Raw genomic sequence first — 14,393 nt, 5'->3', positions numbered from 1 at the left:
TGGAAGCAAGCATTAACATCGGCCAGGCGGCCAAAGCCAGCGGCATCTCCGCCAAGATGATCCGCTACTACGAGGACACCGGCCTGATCGGGCCGGTGGCCCGCACCGAGTCGGGCTACCGCATGTACGGCCCGCGCGACATCCACACGCTGGGCTTCATCAAGCGTTCGCGTGACATGGGCTTCAGCGTCGAACGCATCGCCGAGCTGCTGCAGCTGTGGCAGGACCGCTCGCGCCACAGCGCCGACGTCAAGCGCATGGCGCTGGAGCACGTGCAGGTACTGCAGCAGCGCATCACCGAATTGCAGGAGATGGTGCGCACCGTGCAGGCGCTGGCCGACTGCTGCGCAGGCGACGAGCGCCCCGACTGCCCGATCCTGCGTGACATCGAGACCGGCGTGCCATTGCTGGAAACACCGCTTCCCACCACATTCGGCAAAGTCGGTGGCGCGCACGGGCATTGATTCTTCATGCAGCGGATGCATGGCTGAATGAAATGCGGCGCGCGGTGCGCGCGTGGCAGAAAACGCCTGAATGGAAGCCTAAAAAACGTGTTCTTCGTGGCCCATGGTTTCAGGATGGGTTGGGGTGACTAACGGAAAAATTACATCCGGACGTACGCAGCAGCCCTCATCGCTGCGTGCCATCAAGTCTGTAATCCCCATACGAATAAGGTGTACCCATGAAGACTTCGTTGATCGCTCTGGCCCTGGCAGCCGCTCTCCCGTTCGCTGCTTCGGCCGCCGAAGGCCTGTCCTACAACTACGCTGAAGCGGACTACGCCAAGACCGACATCGATGGCGGCAAGGCCGATGGTTGGGGCGTGAAGGGCTCCTGGGCGTTCCACCAGAACTTCCACGTGTTCGGTGATTTCGACCGTCAGGAAATCGACCACACCAACGCCCGCTTCAACCAGTGGCGCGTCGGCGTTGGCTTCAACAAGGAAATCGCCAACAGCACCGACTTCGTTGCGCGCGCGGCCTACCAGAAGCTGGACCTGCGTTACGCCGACCTGGACTTCAACGGCTACAGCGCTGAAGCCGGCATCCGCACCGCGTTCGGCCAGCACGCCGAAGTCTATGCTCTGGCTGGCTACGAAGACTTCGACAAGAAGCACGGCGTGGAGCCGCTGGACGGTGGCCAGTTCTACGGCCGCCTGGGTGGCCAGGTGAAGTTGAACCAGAACTGGGGCATCAACGGCGACATCAAGATGAACCGCCACGGCGACAAGGAATGGACCGTCGGCCCGCGCTTCAGCTGGTAAGACGTTCGTACCTGTTGCACAGAGAAAGGCCCGGCATTGCCGGGCCTTTCTTTTTTTGCTTGATTGAAGGGCGGCCCTCACCCCAACCCCTCTCCCGCTGGCGGGAGAGGGGCTTCAAACGCTGCAGCGGCGCAGACTCGCCTCAACACGCGCTGGGCTGAGCCCCTCTCCCGCAGGCGGGAGAGGGGTTGGGGTGAGGGCAATCCGCCCTTGTAATCCAACGGTAACCAAACTGCAGCATCGTGCACGGCGATCCCAAACAATCGCTGCCATGAAGACCCGCCTGCTGCTTGCCGCCTTGCTGTTGCTGACCACGCCGCTGGCCTGGGCCCAGCGCGACTACGTCCCGCTGGAACAGCGGCTCAGTGCCGAGCAGCTGCGTGAGGTCGGGCTGAGCGCGCAGCAACTGCAGTTGCTCAACCGCATGCTGGGCGAGGCCGACGCCGCGGCGCCGGCGGCAACGACGGCGCTGCCGGTGCCGGCACCGATGCAGATCGGCCTGGAAGAAGGCCCGGTGCAGGCCAGGGTGCAGGGCGCGGTGGAAGGCTGGGAGCCGGGCACGGTGTTCATGCTGGACAACGGCCAGCAATGGCGGGTGCTCAAGGGCCAGATGCGCCTGCGCCAGACCCTGCAGTCGCCGGAGATCCAGGTGGTGCCGGGCATCGCCGGCCGCTGGTTCCTGCAGGTCGACGAGGACCTGCCCAAGGCGCGCGTCTACCGCATCCGTTGAACCCGGCACCGCCGGCAGGCGCGACTCCAGTGGCCAGGCCGGCATCGTTGGGGCATCACGTGCTTCGCGGCCAAGGCCGCTCCTACGGGCGTACCCGCTGGGTCAGGCCCTTGAGGAAGTTGCGCAGGGCCTGGTCGCCGCATTCGCGGTAGTTCTTGTGGTCCGGCTGGCGGAACAGCGCCGACAGTTCCGGCTTGGACATCGGGAAGCCGGCGGCTTCGAAGATCGCATGCATGTCCACGTCCTTCAGCTCGAAGGCCACGCGCAGCTTCTTCAGCACGATGTTGTTGGTGACGCGCTTTTCCGGCGGGCGCTGCGGCTGCGATTCGTCGCGGCCACGGTAGTGGTAGATCAGGCCATCGAGGAAGCGCGCCAGCACCGCGTCCGGGCAGGTCTCGAACAGGGGCTCGTCATCCTTGCGCAGGAAGTCATGCACCTGGGCCTGGTCCACCGCGAAACCGGGGTCGGCCAGCAGGATGGTGTCCACCACCATGGCATCGCTCAGGTCGAGCATGTAGCGGATGCTGCGCAGTACGTCGTTGTTGATCATTGCCACTCCGGAACGGCCGCGCGGGACCGTCCGGCGGCTGCATAGTGTAACGCCGGCCCCCGGCCGGGCCGTCTACAATTGCCGGCGATTCAGCTGGAATACCGCCCCATGCGCACGCTTGCCTACGCCGCCCTTTCCTCCGGCACGCCCCTGCAACCGCTGGCGATCGACCGCCGCGCGCTGCGCGCCGACGACGTGGCCATCGACATCCTGTACTGCGGGGTGTGCCACTCCGACCTGCACCAGGCCCGCAATGACTGGGGCTCGGCGCGCTACCCGATGGTGCCCGGGCACGAGATCATCGGCCGCGTCAGCGCGGTCGGCCCGGCGGTGAAGGGGCTCAAGGTCGGCGACGCGGTCGGCGTGGGCTGCATGGTCGACAGTTGCCAGGATTGCGACCAGTGCCACCACGGCGAGGAACAGTTCTGCCGGCACGGCGTGACCATGACCTACAACGGCCGCGACCGGGTCAGCGGGGAGATCACCCAGGGCGGCTATTCGCGGGCGATGGTGGTGCGCGAGGCCTTCGCCATCGCGTTGCCGCCGGCGCTGGACCTGGCCCGCGCCGCGCCGCTGCTGTGTGCCGGCATCACCAGCTGGTCGCCGCTGCGTCGCCATGGCGCCGGCCTGGGTACCCGGCTGGGCGTGATCGGCCTGGGCGGGTTGGGCCACATGGCGGTCAAGCTGGGCGTGGCGCTGGGCTGCGAGGTCACCCTGGTCACCGGCAGCGCTGGCAAGGCCGAGGATGCGCGCGCGCTTGGCGCCCACCACGTGCTGGTATCGCGCGATGCCGAGGCGATGAAGGCCGCCACCGCGTCGATGGACCTGATCCTGGACACGGTGCCGGTGTCGCATGACCTCAAGCCCTACGTGAAGTTGCTGGACGTGGGCGGACGGCTGGTGATCGTCGGTGCGCTGGAAGAGATGCCGCCCCTGGATGCCGGCTTGCTGGTGCGCGGACGCAAGCAGGTGGGTGGTTCGCTGATCGGTGGCATCGCCGAGACCGCCGAGCTGCTCGCCTTCTGCGCCGAGAACGGCATCTACCCCGACTGCGAGCAGATCCGGATGCAGGACATCGACGCGGCCTTCGAACGCATGGAGCGCGCCGACGTGAAGTACCGCTTCGTCATCGACATGCGCAGCCTGCAGGAGACGGCCGGCTGAGGCCGGTCCGCTTGCGATGAGCCTGCGCGCGACCATCCACCTGTGCCTGCACGTGGCGGTGCCGGCCCTGCTGGCGTGGCTGTTCTGGCGTCCGCAGTTCGGCAAGGCGTGGCTGTTGCTGCTGCTGGGCTGGGTGATCGACCTGGACCACCTGCTGGCCGACCCGATCTACGCGCCGGACCGCTGCAGCGTGGGCTTCCACCCGCTGCATACCGCGCCGGCGGTGGCCGTCTACGCGGGCCTGACGGTGCCGCGGCGCACCCGCCTGTTCGGCATAGGGTTGCTGGTGCACATCGCGCTGGATGCCATCGACTGCGTGTGGATGCGCTGCAGCAGCTGAGTGCTTACCAGCCGCCCCAGGGGCCGGGGCCGTAGTAACCGAACGGACCGCCGCCCTCGCCCTTGCTGAGGTGGATGTTCACATCCATGCGCCGGGTCTTGCCGTCGTCGTTGGTGTAGTTCTTGCCCAGGTTCAGGTCCACCGCGCTCCAGTGGCTGTTGCCGTAGGCCTTGGAATAGCCGATGCCGGTACTTACCGCGCCGTGCACCTGCAGCGTGTCGTCCACCACGGTGGGGGCATCCGGGTCCGCCTTGCGCGGCAGGCCGCGCCCGCTGTGGTCGCCGTAGTAGGTGCCAGGGGCATCGCGCTGGTAGGACGGGTCGCCCAGGTAGCGCATCGGCGCCTGCGGCACGCTCAGGTCCAGTGATTCGGGGGTTGGGTCGTTGGCCAGGGCAACGACCGGGGCCAGCAGCAGGGCGAGGAGCAGCGGGGATCGGATCACGGGAATCACTCCAGGTGCAGGCCGCGCCGCGGATGACGGGCCATCCGAACGCTACCAGAATCGGCTTGAATGATGCCTGTCATCCCCTGCCAGGTTCAGCCACCCCGGCCACGTTCGCGCCGCTGGAACGCGTACAGCGCCGCCAGTGGATGCTTCCGGCGCTCGATCGCGGCCTGCACGATGGCCGCGCCGGTCATCGAGTAGGTGATGCCGTTGCCGCCGTAGGCCATCGCGAAATGGACCCGCGGGCCCCATTGCGGGTGCGGGCCGAAGAAGGGCAGGCCGTCGTCGGTTTCGGCGAAGGTGCCGGCCCAGGCGAAGGCAGGGGGCGCCTGCAGGTGCGGGAACAACGCGGCGACCTTGCCGGCCAGGCCGCGTGCCTTGCGATCGACGCGGGCATCGCGCCGGGCCGGGATGTCGACCGCGTCGTCGTCGCCGCCGACCAGCAGGCGCTGGTCCGCGGTGCTGCGCAGGTACAGGTACGGGCGCGCGGTTTCCCACACCAGGGTGGAGGCGAGCGGACCGAGCATGTCCCGTGGCAACGGGTCGGTGACGTAGGCATAGCTGCTGCGGTTGCTGGCCACCTTGTGCGTCAGCCAGTGCTGGCTGGCGTAGCCGGCGGCGACGACCACTTGCCGGCAACGTACGCTGACGCCGTCGCTGGTACGGAGCAGGACGCTGCGCGGGTGTACCTCGATGCCGTCGATGCGGGTGCGGTCATGCACCCGCCCACCGGCGCGTTGCAGCCGCCGCAGCAGCCGGTAGGTCATGCGGTAGGGGTCGATGCGCGCGGCCACGTCGCTGAGGATGGCCCCGGGGGCCGTGAAGCCGAAGCGCTCCCGCACGCCCGCCGCATCCAGCCAGTGCACGGCCAGGCCGTGCCGTTGGCGCAGTTCGAACTCGTCGATCAAGGGGCCCAGGTCCCTGCGCCGGCTGGCGTAGTACAGGCTGCCGGCGCGCTGGAAATCCACGTTGCGGACCTGCCCGGCGAGTTCGCCCAGTTCGCCGACGGCCTCGGCGCAGGCCCGGTACGCCTGCAGCGCGGCCTCCAGCCCGAAGCGGCGGGCCAGTTCGGACATCGGCGTGTCGATCTCGTACTGCAGCAGGGCGGTGCTGGCCGCGGTGGAGCCCCAGCCGATGTCGCGTTGTTCCACCACCACGACCTCATGGCCGTGGCGGCCCAGCCGCTCGCCGATCAGCGCGCCGGTGATGCCGCCGCCGATGACCACCACCTCGCAGTGCAGGTCGCGCTCCAGCCGCGGGAACGCCTGCATCAGGCCATTGCGGATCGCCCAGAACGGATAGCCGCTTTTCAGGTCCATGGCCGCCGGTGCCGGTTCATGCCGTGCGGTGCCCGGTGTGCGGGGTGTGGATCAGTTCGTCCACGTCGAAGCCGTTCTGGCGGGCGTAGGCGATGTAGTGGCGGCGGGTGGTCTCGTCCATCTCCGGCTGGCGCGCCAGCAGCCACAGCGAGTGCCGGTCGGGGCTGCCGACCAGCGCGGTGGAATAGCTGCGGTCCAGCTGGATCACCCAGTAGTCGCCCACGCCCCAGGGCGCCGCGCGTGCGTCGTGGGTGGGGAAGCTCACTTCCAGCCTGCTGTTGTTGCCATCCACCGGCCACGCCTGGCCGATCGCTTCCTCCAGCTCGCCATGGTGCAGGCAGCGGTTCTGCACGCGCAGGCTGCCGTCGTCGTTGAGCGAGTAGAAGGCGCTGACGTCGGTGGCATCCCGGGGTTCGTGCTGCAGCGGCAACCGGTCGATTTCGTACCACGTGCCCAGGTAGCGCTGGAGCTCCAGCGACGACACGGTGGGCAGGGGCGGAAGCTTGCGCATGGTGCAACGGCGGTCGGGCCTCGGGAGTCCAGCTATAGGCCAGCAGCGGTGAAGGGGTTGTGGCCGGCATACCCCTTTTCGGCAAGCTTGGCGTGCCGTGCGCAGCGGCCATGCCGGTGCGTGGCGCCGTTAACCCGGGCTTGAACCTGGCGGGCTTAGGCTGGTGCCATCCGTCAGCGGGAGAAATCCATGTACGCAGTGATACTGCTCAAGGGCCAGAACCGTTTCGCGCGCGAGCGCTGGGAATCACTGCCGGCGCGGGTGGAGTACGAAGGGCACGGCTTCTCGCTGCGCGCCGGGCCGCACCAACCCCCGTCCGATGGACCGGAATTCGACCCGGTGGCGGTGTACGCGCCGGACGAGTTGACCGAGGAGGAATTCCAGGAGATCTACGCGCTCAACGCGCCGCATATCGCCGAGCTGCGCGCGATGTATTGAGGCGTGCCGGCGCGAAGCAGCGGATGGTTCGCATGATCTGGACGTGGCCTGTTCTATAGTCGCGCCATGCGCGGTGGTCCGCGCGTTCCGGTGCGTGCCCTTGTTCCTGTCCTGCCTGTTGCAGCCGTTGCGTGCGGCCATGCTTGCCACTGTCCTGATCGGCGCCGGCGTACCGGCCGGCATTGCCTGGGCCGCGCCCGATGCGGGCAGCGCCGCCACGCTGACGCCGCAGGCCCGCATCGAGAAGGCCTCGCGTGCGCTGGATGCGGTCAAGCGTGCGGTCAATGACGCCGATGCACAGGAAACGCTGAAGACCCTCGTCGACCAGGCCAGCCAGGCCCAGCGTGACGCCGAGGCCAGCGTGCAGGCGCTGCAGCCGGACCTGGAGGCGCTGGACGCGCGCATCGCGCTGCTCGGGCCGGTGCCCGAAGGCGGCGAGGACCAGGACATCGCCCGCCAGCGTAAGGCGCTGGACAAGCAGCGCAGCGACCTCAACAGCGACATCGCGCGTGGCAAGCTGCTGGCCGAGGACGCACGCCAGCAGAGCGAATCGATCGAGAAGATGCGCGCCCAGCTGCTGGGCGAGCAGTTGGGCCGCAAGGTGGCATCGCCGTTGTCGCCGACGCTGTGGCGCGAGTTCGCCCAGCACCTGCCCGATGACCTGTCGCGGCTGCAGTCGCTGGGCCAGCAGGCGCGCGACGGCCTGTCCAGGGCAACCGCGAAACACGGCTGGACCGTGCCGCTGGCCGGTGCGGTGATGGCCCTGTTGATGGTGTTCCCGCTGCGCTTGTGGCTGCGCCACCTGGGGCGGCGCTACGCCGCATCCGAGCGTGCGCCGGCAGGGCGGGTGCGTCGCACCGGTCTGGCGGTGTGGCTGCTGCTGGTCGGCACGCTGCTGCCGGGACTGGCGGCCAAGCTGCTGGTCGGCAGCCTGGATGCGATCTCGGCGATCGCGCCACGGCTGGTGTCGGTGGCCGACACCTTCGTGGTGGCCACCTTCATCGCTGCCTTCATCGCTGCGCTGGCCGCGTGCCTGCTGGTGCCGACCCGACCATCTTGGCGGTTGCTGGACATCGATGACCTGGCGGCGGTGCGCCTGCGCCGCTTCGCCTGGGGCGCGGCCTGGCTGACCTGGTTGACCATGCTGATGCGCGCGGTCAGCCGCGCGGCACTGACCTCGAACGTGGGCACGATCACCCTGGACGGGCTGATCGCGCTGACCTACGTCGGCCTGATCATGAGCATGCTGGCCACGCTTGCCGCCCTGCACCGGCGCCGGTCGGCCGAGGCCGCGCAGGCCGAGCAGGAGGCCGAGGCGGCGGGCAAGCCGCACGCCACGCGCGGGTCGCGCAGCGGCTGGCTGGTGGTGGCGCGGCTGGGTGGCCACCTGGCCGTGTTCGGCGCGTTGATCGCCACCTTGCTGGGTTACCTGAACTTCGCCATGTTCACCGCGCAGCAGATGGTGTGGGTGACCGTGGTGGTGCTGGCCACGCAGTTGCTGATGAAGTTCGCCGATGACTTCGCGCTGTGGCTGCTGGCGCCGGAGAGCGCCATCGGGCGCACGCTGCGGCTGTCCACCGGCCTGCCGCCGGGACGGCTGGAGCAGGGCGGGGTGCTGGTGTCGGCGACGCTGCGGGTGGTGCTGGTGATCGTCGGCATCACCGCCGTGGTGGCGCCGTTCGGCAATGTCAGCGTGCTGTACGACTGGGTGCAGGCGCTGGCCGGCGGGGTCCGGATCGGCGGCAGCGTGCTGCGGCCGTCGTCGGTGTTCTGGGCGATCGTGGTGCTGTTGTGCGGGCTGGCGCTGATGCGCGTGGTGCAGCGCTGGCTGACCGAGACCTACCTGCCCAAGACCGACCTGGACACCGGCGCGCGCAACTCGATCAGCACCGTGGCCCATTACACCGGCATCGTGCTGGCGGCCTTGTGGGCACTGGCGACGCTGGGCATCGGCTTCGAGAAACTGGCGCTGCTGGCCAGCGCCCTGTCGGTGGGCATCGGCTTCGGCCTGCAGGCGATCACCCAGAACTTCGTGTCCGGCCTGATCCTGTTGGCCGAGCGCCCGGTCAAGATCGGCGACTGGGTGAAGATCGGCGACCAGGAGGGCGACATCCGCCGCATCTCGGTGCGTTCGACCGAGATCCAGGTGGGCGACAAGTCCACGCTGATCGTGCCGAACTCCGAACTGATCACCAAGACCATCCGCAACATGACCATGGCCAATGCGCTGGGGCGGATCCAGATCCAGTTCTCGGTGCCGCTGGGTACCGACGTGGGCAAGCTGCGCGGCCTGATGCTGGACATCTACGCGGCCGACGAAACCGTGCTGAGCGAGCCGGCGCCGTCGGTGTTCATCGATTCGATCAACGGCGGGCTGGTCGCGATCAACAGCTTCGCCTATGTGCCGTCGGCGCGGAGCGTGTACGGCACGCGCAGTGCGCTGCTGTTCGAGCTATTGGAGCAGTGTGCGGCGAACGGCATCGCATTGGTCACGCCGACCGATATCCACCTGGTCCGCGACCCCCAGCCGTAGGCGCGGCCTCGGCCGCACCCCATCGCCGAACGGCTCACCCCTCCCCAACCCTCCCCTTGCCTGCGGCAAAGGGAGGGGGCGACACCGTCATGCGCATCGGGGTCGGCAGGCGCGGCCTTGGCCGCGAAGCCACCGGATCGTCTCAAACCCCGCCCGGCGGTGCAGCGCCCGGGTTGCTTCCCGCGCCCTCAGGAGCGCGGGAACCCCGTCGGTGCCGGCAGCAGCGCATAGCCTTCCACCGCCAGTGACTCGGCATGGCTGAGCCAGGCGCGGATCTCCAGGTCGTCGATGTCATGGTCCACGCCCACCGGCATGGTGATGCGTCCCTGGCTGTCCGGTTGCACCCATTGCTGGGCCAGCACCACCTTGCGGCTGGAGGACACCGCTTCCACCCAGAACGCACGCGTGGGCCGCTGCGCGGCGTACAGCTCCAGCACGTACTGGCCCGGCTTGGCGTGGCTGGGCTGGCGGCTGATCATGCGCGACTGGCGCACGCTCGGGCGTGGCCCGGTGAACGGCTGCAGCGGTGCATCGATGGCGATGCCACGGCGCAGCTGCGCGTCGCGGAACATGCGCATGCCCTGGTCGGCATCGACCAGCAGCGCACACCACTGGCCGTCGGCCGAGCCGTCCTCGAAGGCGGTGCAGCGGTCCACGTAGGCCAGGCGATGCGTGGGGTCGGCCTCCTCGAACTTGCGCGAGGTGTTCTCCAGGTACATCGATGCCAGCTGCCAGTCCTTGTCGTACTCCAGCAGCACCGGCGGCTGCACCTGCTGCACGCCGACCAATACCTTCTCGTCCTCCAGGCGCAGCATGCGCGGCTGGTCGCCACCCAGCCACAACGAGCGCGCGAACGCACGGTACGGCGCGTAGCTGCTGCCGGCGTCGCCGCGCAGGGCCGCGACGCTGGCGCTGGCCGGGCGCGGCGAGGCCAGCAGCGAGCGGCCGAAGCCGATCGCCGAGATCGCCGGGTCGATCAGCTGTAGCGCGGTGGCGCCGGAATCCAGCGTGGTGCCCGCGGTGGCGGTGACCTGGCGCGGGGTGATGTCCTTGCCCAGGAACACCAGCAGGTTCTCGCGGCGCTGCTGTTCGAGCACGTGGCTCAGGTCGTTGGGCATGGCCAGGTGGTCGGAGGCCAGCACCACCAGCGTGTTGTCGCCGAACTCGCTGCTGCGGATGCGCTCGACCAGACGCGAGATCAGCCGGTCGCTGCACTTGAGTGCATTGAGCAGGCCGATGTTGCCCAGCGCGCTGCGGTAGCGCGTGCCCTTGCAGGCGACCGGCAGGTGCCCGGCCGGATGATGGGTGTCCATGGTCAGGGCGGTCAGCATGAACGGCTGGCCGCCGCGCGAGAGTTCCAGGAAGCGGTCGAACGCGCGGTCCAGCAGCACGTCGTCATGCACGCCCCAGTTGGAGAAGTGCTTGCGCGCGATGTCCTGCTGCTCGAACCAGGCCAGGTCACGCACGTCGTCGAAGCCGTGCGTGCGCAGGAAGTCCGCCTTGGCCGCGAACTGGCCGTTGGCCCCGCCCATGTAGTGGTTGCCGTAGCCCTGCTGCTTCAGGTAATCGCCCAGGCAGAACGCCTCGGGCAGGAAGCTGCCCATCCGGCCCATGCTGTTCTCGTCGCCCTGCGCGGTGGTCAATGGCACGCCGCACATCGAGGACACCAGCCCGGCGATGGTCCAGCCGCCGCCATCGGCCGAGGCGATGTCACGGAAGTCCAGGCCCTGGCTGGCCAGGCGCTGGATGTTGGGCATCAACCCGGGGAAGACGCGCTCGTCCAGGTAGGTCCGTTCCAGGCTTTCGCCGTAGATCCACACGATGTTCGGGCGACGTGCCAGCGGCGCCGAGGGCATCACGTACTCGGGCACCACGGCGCTGTAGTCCACCGGTTTCATCTGCTGCTGCAGGCGGCGCAGGTCGCTGTACAGCGGGCTGGCCAGCACGCAGGCCACCAGCAGCGCGGCGAAGCCGGCGAACACCGGTATGCCGAAGCGCGGCAGGCGCAGGCGGCGCACCCGCAGCAGCAGCAACGGCGAGAACGAGATGACCACCAGGCACGCGAAGCCGAGGATGTAGGCGCTGAAATCGCCGACGCCGGCACCGTCCATGTCGCTGCGCAGGTGGTAGAGCGTGGCCGAGTTGATGCCATCGCCACTGAGCTGGTCGATCAGCCACCAGCCACTGAAGGCCAACAGCAACGCGGTGAGCAGGCTGGCCTTGGTCCGGGCCAGGGTGGAGGACAACAGCAGCAGGACGACAAGCGCCGCCAGATACAGCCCGATGATCCAATGCATGCGGTCACGTGGGTAGCGGAGGGAAAGCCTGCGGTGAGCGCAGGCCCGCACCATCGCTGCATTGCAGGCGTATGACGATGCGGGGAATCGATGTTGCCTACAGGAACCTGACTGAAATGTTTCGGTCAAAAATGGGCAATTCGCCTATTCATGATCCAGCCATGACGTGCTAGGCATCATTTTGTGCATCGCAAGGTGAAGTGGCGCCGCAGGCCATCACCGATCTCCGGGGAACAGCAGCTCTTACGGTCGCCATCGATGGCGGCCAGCAACAGGAGCCGGCCCCCGCCTCAAGGGGAAACCAATGGAATTGCAACGCATGCCGGCCTTGTTCGCCGGCCTGGAAGAGTTGTCCGTGCCTGGCTGGGATGCCGCCGCGTTGCAGCAGGCCACCCAGGCCTACCCGCGCCCGCGCGCGATCGTGTGTGTCTCGCCGCGTTGGCAGACGCGCGGGGTCTGCATCAGCATCGCGCCCGAGCAGGACAGCCTGCACGCGATGGAATCGGTATCCACGCGGGTGGCGCGCCGCGTCGCCGGCCTGCTCGACATGCCGAGTGCACGCCTGGACAGCAGTCATCCGCTGGATCCGGAAGTCGTGCAGCTGGTGCAGGCGCTATACCCGCAGGCGGATATCCCGGTGGTGCAGATCAGCCTGGATTCGGAGCTGTCGGCGCTGGAACATGCCGCGTTGGCGGCGTGGCTGCGCCCACTGCGCGAGCAGGGCGTCCTGATCGCCGGCATCGGCACCATCTGCCCGGATGCTGACGACGCCACGCGCCAACAGGTGTCGTGCTTCCGTGACCAGGTGGGCCAGTTGATCGACGAGGGCGACATCGTGCGCCTGGCCGAATGCCGGCTGCCCGCGCCCGGCGGCGAGCGGCACATGCACCTGGCGCCGAGCGCGCTGCCGTTGCTGTATGCGCTGGCCGTGCGCGAGGCCGGCGACAGCGTCGAGTTCTTCAATGGCAAGTGCGCGGGCATGCCTGCGACGCCCTCGGTCGTGCTGCATCCCAAGGCTGCCTGAGCCTTCAGCGATGGCCGCGTTCCTCGCGTTCGCGTGAGCGCGTGCGGCGATCGAACAACAACGCGCTGACGATCAGGCCCATGCCGATCGCCACGCCCAGCAGGAACAGCAGGATCGCGAACGCCGGGTAGCCGAACAGCGTGAAGCGCGTGGGCACCTGCATCAGCAAGGCCGAGGAGAGCAGCAGCGCGGCGGTGATCAGCCCGGCGGCGATGCGGTTGGCGACCTTCTGGATGTTTTCCATCAGGCGCGACTCCTCCAGTCCGGTGACCTTCATCTGCAGGCGGTTCTCGGCGACCAGGCTGAGGATGTCGGACATGCGCCGCGGGCCGTCGCGCAGCAGGTGCTGCAGCTCCATCGCCTCACTGGCCAGGTTGGCGCGCGAAAGCGACTTGCGGAACCGCGCGCGCATCACGTGCTGGAGCTGCTTTTCCACCACCTTGCGCGTATCCATCTCCGGTGCCAGTACCCGGCACACGCCTTCCAGGTTGAGCAGCGCCTTGCCGAGCAGGCTCAGTTCCGGCGGCGTGCGCAGGTTGCTGGCGGTGGCGATGCGCACGATCTCCAGCACCACCTGGCCCTCGGAGACGGTGCCGTTGGCGGCGTAGCGGGCAATCATCTGCCCGGTCTCGCGCAGGTGGCGTTCCTCGTTGTAATCCTCCAGCCGGGTGCTGATGGCGATGATCTCGTCGGTCACTTCCTCGCCGCGGCCATCGACGGCGGCGAACAGCAGCTTGAGCAGGCGTTCGCGCAGGCGCGGCGGTACGTGCGCGACCATGCCCAGGTCGAAGATGGCCAGTTGCCCGTCCGGGGTGACGCGCAGGTTGCCCGGGTGCGGGTCGGCGTGGATCTCGCCATGCACGAAGATCTGGTCCAGGTAGCCGCGCACCAGCGCGGCGGCCAACGGCAGCATCGGCTGTTCGGTACGGCGAACCGGCGGGATCGCGTCCACGCGCACGCCGGGCACCAGTTCCATGGTCAGCACGCGCCGGCTGCACAGGTCCCAGATCGGTTGCGGCACCCACAACTCCGGATAGGGCGCCAGGTGCTGGCCGAACCGCGCCAGGCTGGCCGCCTCGGCCTCGTAGTCCAGTTCCATGCGCAGGGTCTTGGCGAACTCCTCCAGCCAATCGGAGAAGCGCACCTTGCGGCCAACCCGGGTGAGGTGGTCGGCGGCGCTGGCGAAGCTGCGCAGCACGCCGATGTCCGAGCGCAGCTGCGCGGCGATGTCCGGCTTCTGCACCTTGATCGCCACTTCCCGGCCATCGCGCAACTGCGCGCGGTGGACCTGGGCGATGGAGGCGCAGCCCAGCGGTTCGGGGTCGAACCAGTTGAACAGCTTGCTGATCGATGCACCGAGGTCTTCCTCGACGATGGCGCGGATCTGCTCGACCGGGATCGGCGCGACCTTCTCCTGCATGCGCTCCAGTGCGGCCACGTACTCGGCGGGGATCATGTCCGGGCGGGTGGACAACACCTGGCCGAGCTTGACGAAGGTGGCGCCCAGCGCCTCCAGGTCGGCGACGAACTGGGTCGGGTCACCGGCGGCCGGCGCGCGCGCCAGGCGCGGCAGCTCGCCGTCGAGCGAGATGCCGGAGAACACGCCGGAGTTGCGATAGCGCAGCAGCAGGCGAACGATCTGCTGGCGGCGGCTCATGCCGCCAACGGTGGCCGGGCTGTCACTGGTGGTGGGCTGCTCGTTCAAACGCAGGGGTCCACAGGGGCAGGGATCCCCAGTGTGGCCGCGGAAGGGTGGGCGAAGGGTGAATGCGGCCCCC

Annotated in this window: 14 protein-coding genes; 8 read left to right on the top strand and 6 right to left on the bottom strand. The window is 68.4% G+C overall.

All coding sequences use genetic code 11. From position 1 onward, the window contains the following. Window positions 1-11 precede the first annotated feature (11 nt). The 3 genes from cueR to AC06FE_RS05665 all read left to right on the top strand — a co-directional run bounded on the left by cueR (window position 12) and on the right by AC06FE_RS05665 (window position 1,994). On the top strand, window positions 12-464 hold the full coding sequence (cueR, locus tag AC06FE_RS05675) for a Cu(I)-responsive transcriptional regulator (RefSeq protein WP_132863216.1): 453 nt from the start codon (window positions 12-14) through the stop codon (window positions 462-464). Window positions 465-682: 218 nt separating this feature from the next. Then, entirely contained in the window at window positions 683-1,264 is a 582-nt protein-coding gene (locus AC06FE_RS05670; protein WP_132863217.1) for an OmpO family porin, read from the top strand. Between the two features lie 271 nt (window positions 1,265-1,535). Then, entirely contained in the window at window positions 1,536-1,994 is a 459-nt protein-coding gene (locus AC06FE_RS05665; protein ID WP_478072463.1) for a hypothetical protein, read from the top strand. 82 nt (window positions 1,995-2,076) lie between these two features. Here the strand turns inward: AC06FE_RS05665 and AC06FE_RS05660 are convergent, their stop codons facing one another. Then, window positions 2,077-2,544 (bottom strand): YehS family protein, encoded by a 468-nt coding sequence (locus tag AC06FE_RS05660; protein WP_132863219.1) that lies wholly within the window; start codon window positions 2,542-2,544, stop codon window positions 2,077-2,079. A gap of 108 nt (window positions 2,545-2,652) precedes the next feature. On the opposite strand from AC06FE_RS05660, the gene AC06FE_RS05655 reads away from it, so the two are divergent. Both AC06FE_RS05655 and AC06FE_RS05650 read left to right on the top strand, forming a co-directional pair. Then, window positions 2,653-3,708 carry an NAD(P)-dependent alcohol dehydrogenase gene (locus tag AC06FE_RS05655; protein WP_478072462.1) on the top strand — a complete coding sequence of 352 codons (1,056 nt, stop codon included), beginning with the start codon at window positions 2,653-2,655 and terminating at the stop codon, window positions 3,706-3,708. 16 nt (window positions 3,709-3,724) lie between these two features. Further along, a complete protein-coding gene (locus AC06FE_RS05650) occupies window positions 3,725-4,048 on the top strand; it encodes a DUF6122 family protein (protein ID WP_446540738.1) in 324 nt (107 codons plus the stop codon). A 4-nt stretch (window positions 4,049-4,052) separates the two neighbouring features. On the opposite strand, the gene AC06FE_RS05645 is transcribed toward AC06FE_RS05650, so the two are convergent. The 3 genes from AC06FE_RS05645 to AC06FE_RS05635 all read right to left on the bottom strand — a co-directional run bounded on the left by AC06FE_RS05645 (window position 4,053) and on the right by AC06FE_RS05635 (window position 6,323). Continuing rightward, entirely contained in the window at window positions 4,053-4,490 is a 438-nt protein-coding gene (locus AC06FE_RS05645; RefSeq protein ID WP_132863222.1) for a hypothetical protein, read from the bottom strand. A 95-nt stretch (window positions 4,491-4,585) separates the two neighbouring features. Next, window positions 4,586-5,812 carry an NAD(P)/FAD-dependent oxidoreductase gene (locus tag AC06FE_RS05640; protein ID WP_478072461.1) on the bottom strand — a complete coding sequence of 409 codons (1,227 nt, stop codon included), beginning with the start codon at window positions 5,810-5,812 and terminating at the stop codon, window positions 4,586-4,588. Window positions 5,813-5,828: 16 nt separating this feature from the next. After that, complete coding sequence (locus tag AC06FE_RS05635) at window positions 5,829-6,323, bottom strand: lipocalin family protein (protein ID WP_313253013.1); 495 nt, start codon at window positions 6,321-6,323, stop codon at window positions 5,829-5,831. A gap of 189 nt (window positions 6,324-6,512) precedes the next feature. Between AC06FE_RS05635 and AC06FE_RS05630 the strand changes: the two genes are divergently transcribed. Together AC06FE_RS05630 and AC06FE_RS05625 are read left to right on the top strand one after the other, a co-directional pair. Further along, window positions 6,513-6,761, top strand: a complete 249-nt coding sequence (locus AC06FE_RS05630; RefSeq protein ID WP_192286864.1) for a hypothetical protein — start codon at window positions 6,513-6,515, stop codon at window positions 6,759-6,761. Between the two features lie 139 nt (window positions 6,762-6,900). Next, window positions 6,901-9,294 (top strand): DUF3772 domain-containing protein, encoded by a 2,394-nt coding sequence (locus AC06FE_RS05625; RefSeq protein ID WP_478072667.1) that lies wholly within the window; start codon window positions 6,901-6,903, stop codon window positions 9,292-9,294. A gap of 188 nt (window positions 9,295-9,482) precedes the next feature. Here the strand turns inward: AC06FE_RS05625 and AC06FE_RS05620 are convergent, their stop codons facing one another. Further along, complete coding sequence (locus AC06FE_RS05620) at window positions 9,483-11,591, bottom strand: phosphoglycerol transferase I (RefSeq protein ID WP_478072460.1); 2,109 nt, start codon at window positions 11,589-11,591, stop codon at window positions 9,483-9,485. A 304-nt stretch (window positions 11,592-11,895) separates the two neighbouring features. Here AC06FE_RS05620 and AC06FE_RS05615 point away from each other — a divergent pair, with 304 nt between their 5' ends. Beyond that, a complete protein-coding gene (locus AC06FE_RS05615; protein WP_192286862.1) occupies window positions 11,896-12,615 on the top strand; it encodes a class III extradiol ring-cleavage dioxygenase family protein in 720 nt (239 codons plus the stop codon). 4 nt (window positions 12,616-12,619) lie between these two features. Here AC06FE_RS05615 and AC06FE_RS05610 read toward each other — a convergent pair whose 3' ends face one another. Beyond that, window positions 12,620-14,272: an ABC1 kinase family protein gene (locus AC06FE_RS05610; protein WP_243694074.1), complete on the bottom strand. Its 1,653-nt coding sequence runs from the start codon at window positions 14,270-14,272 to the stop codon at window positions 12,620-12,622. Between the last annotated feature and the right edge of the window lie 121 nt (window positions 14,273-14,393).

Source organism: Stenotrophomonas sp. Steno-C18 (assembly GCF_056393195.1).
This window is presented reverse-complemented; position numbering and strand designations above follow the sequence as displayed.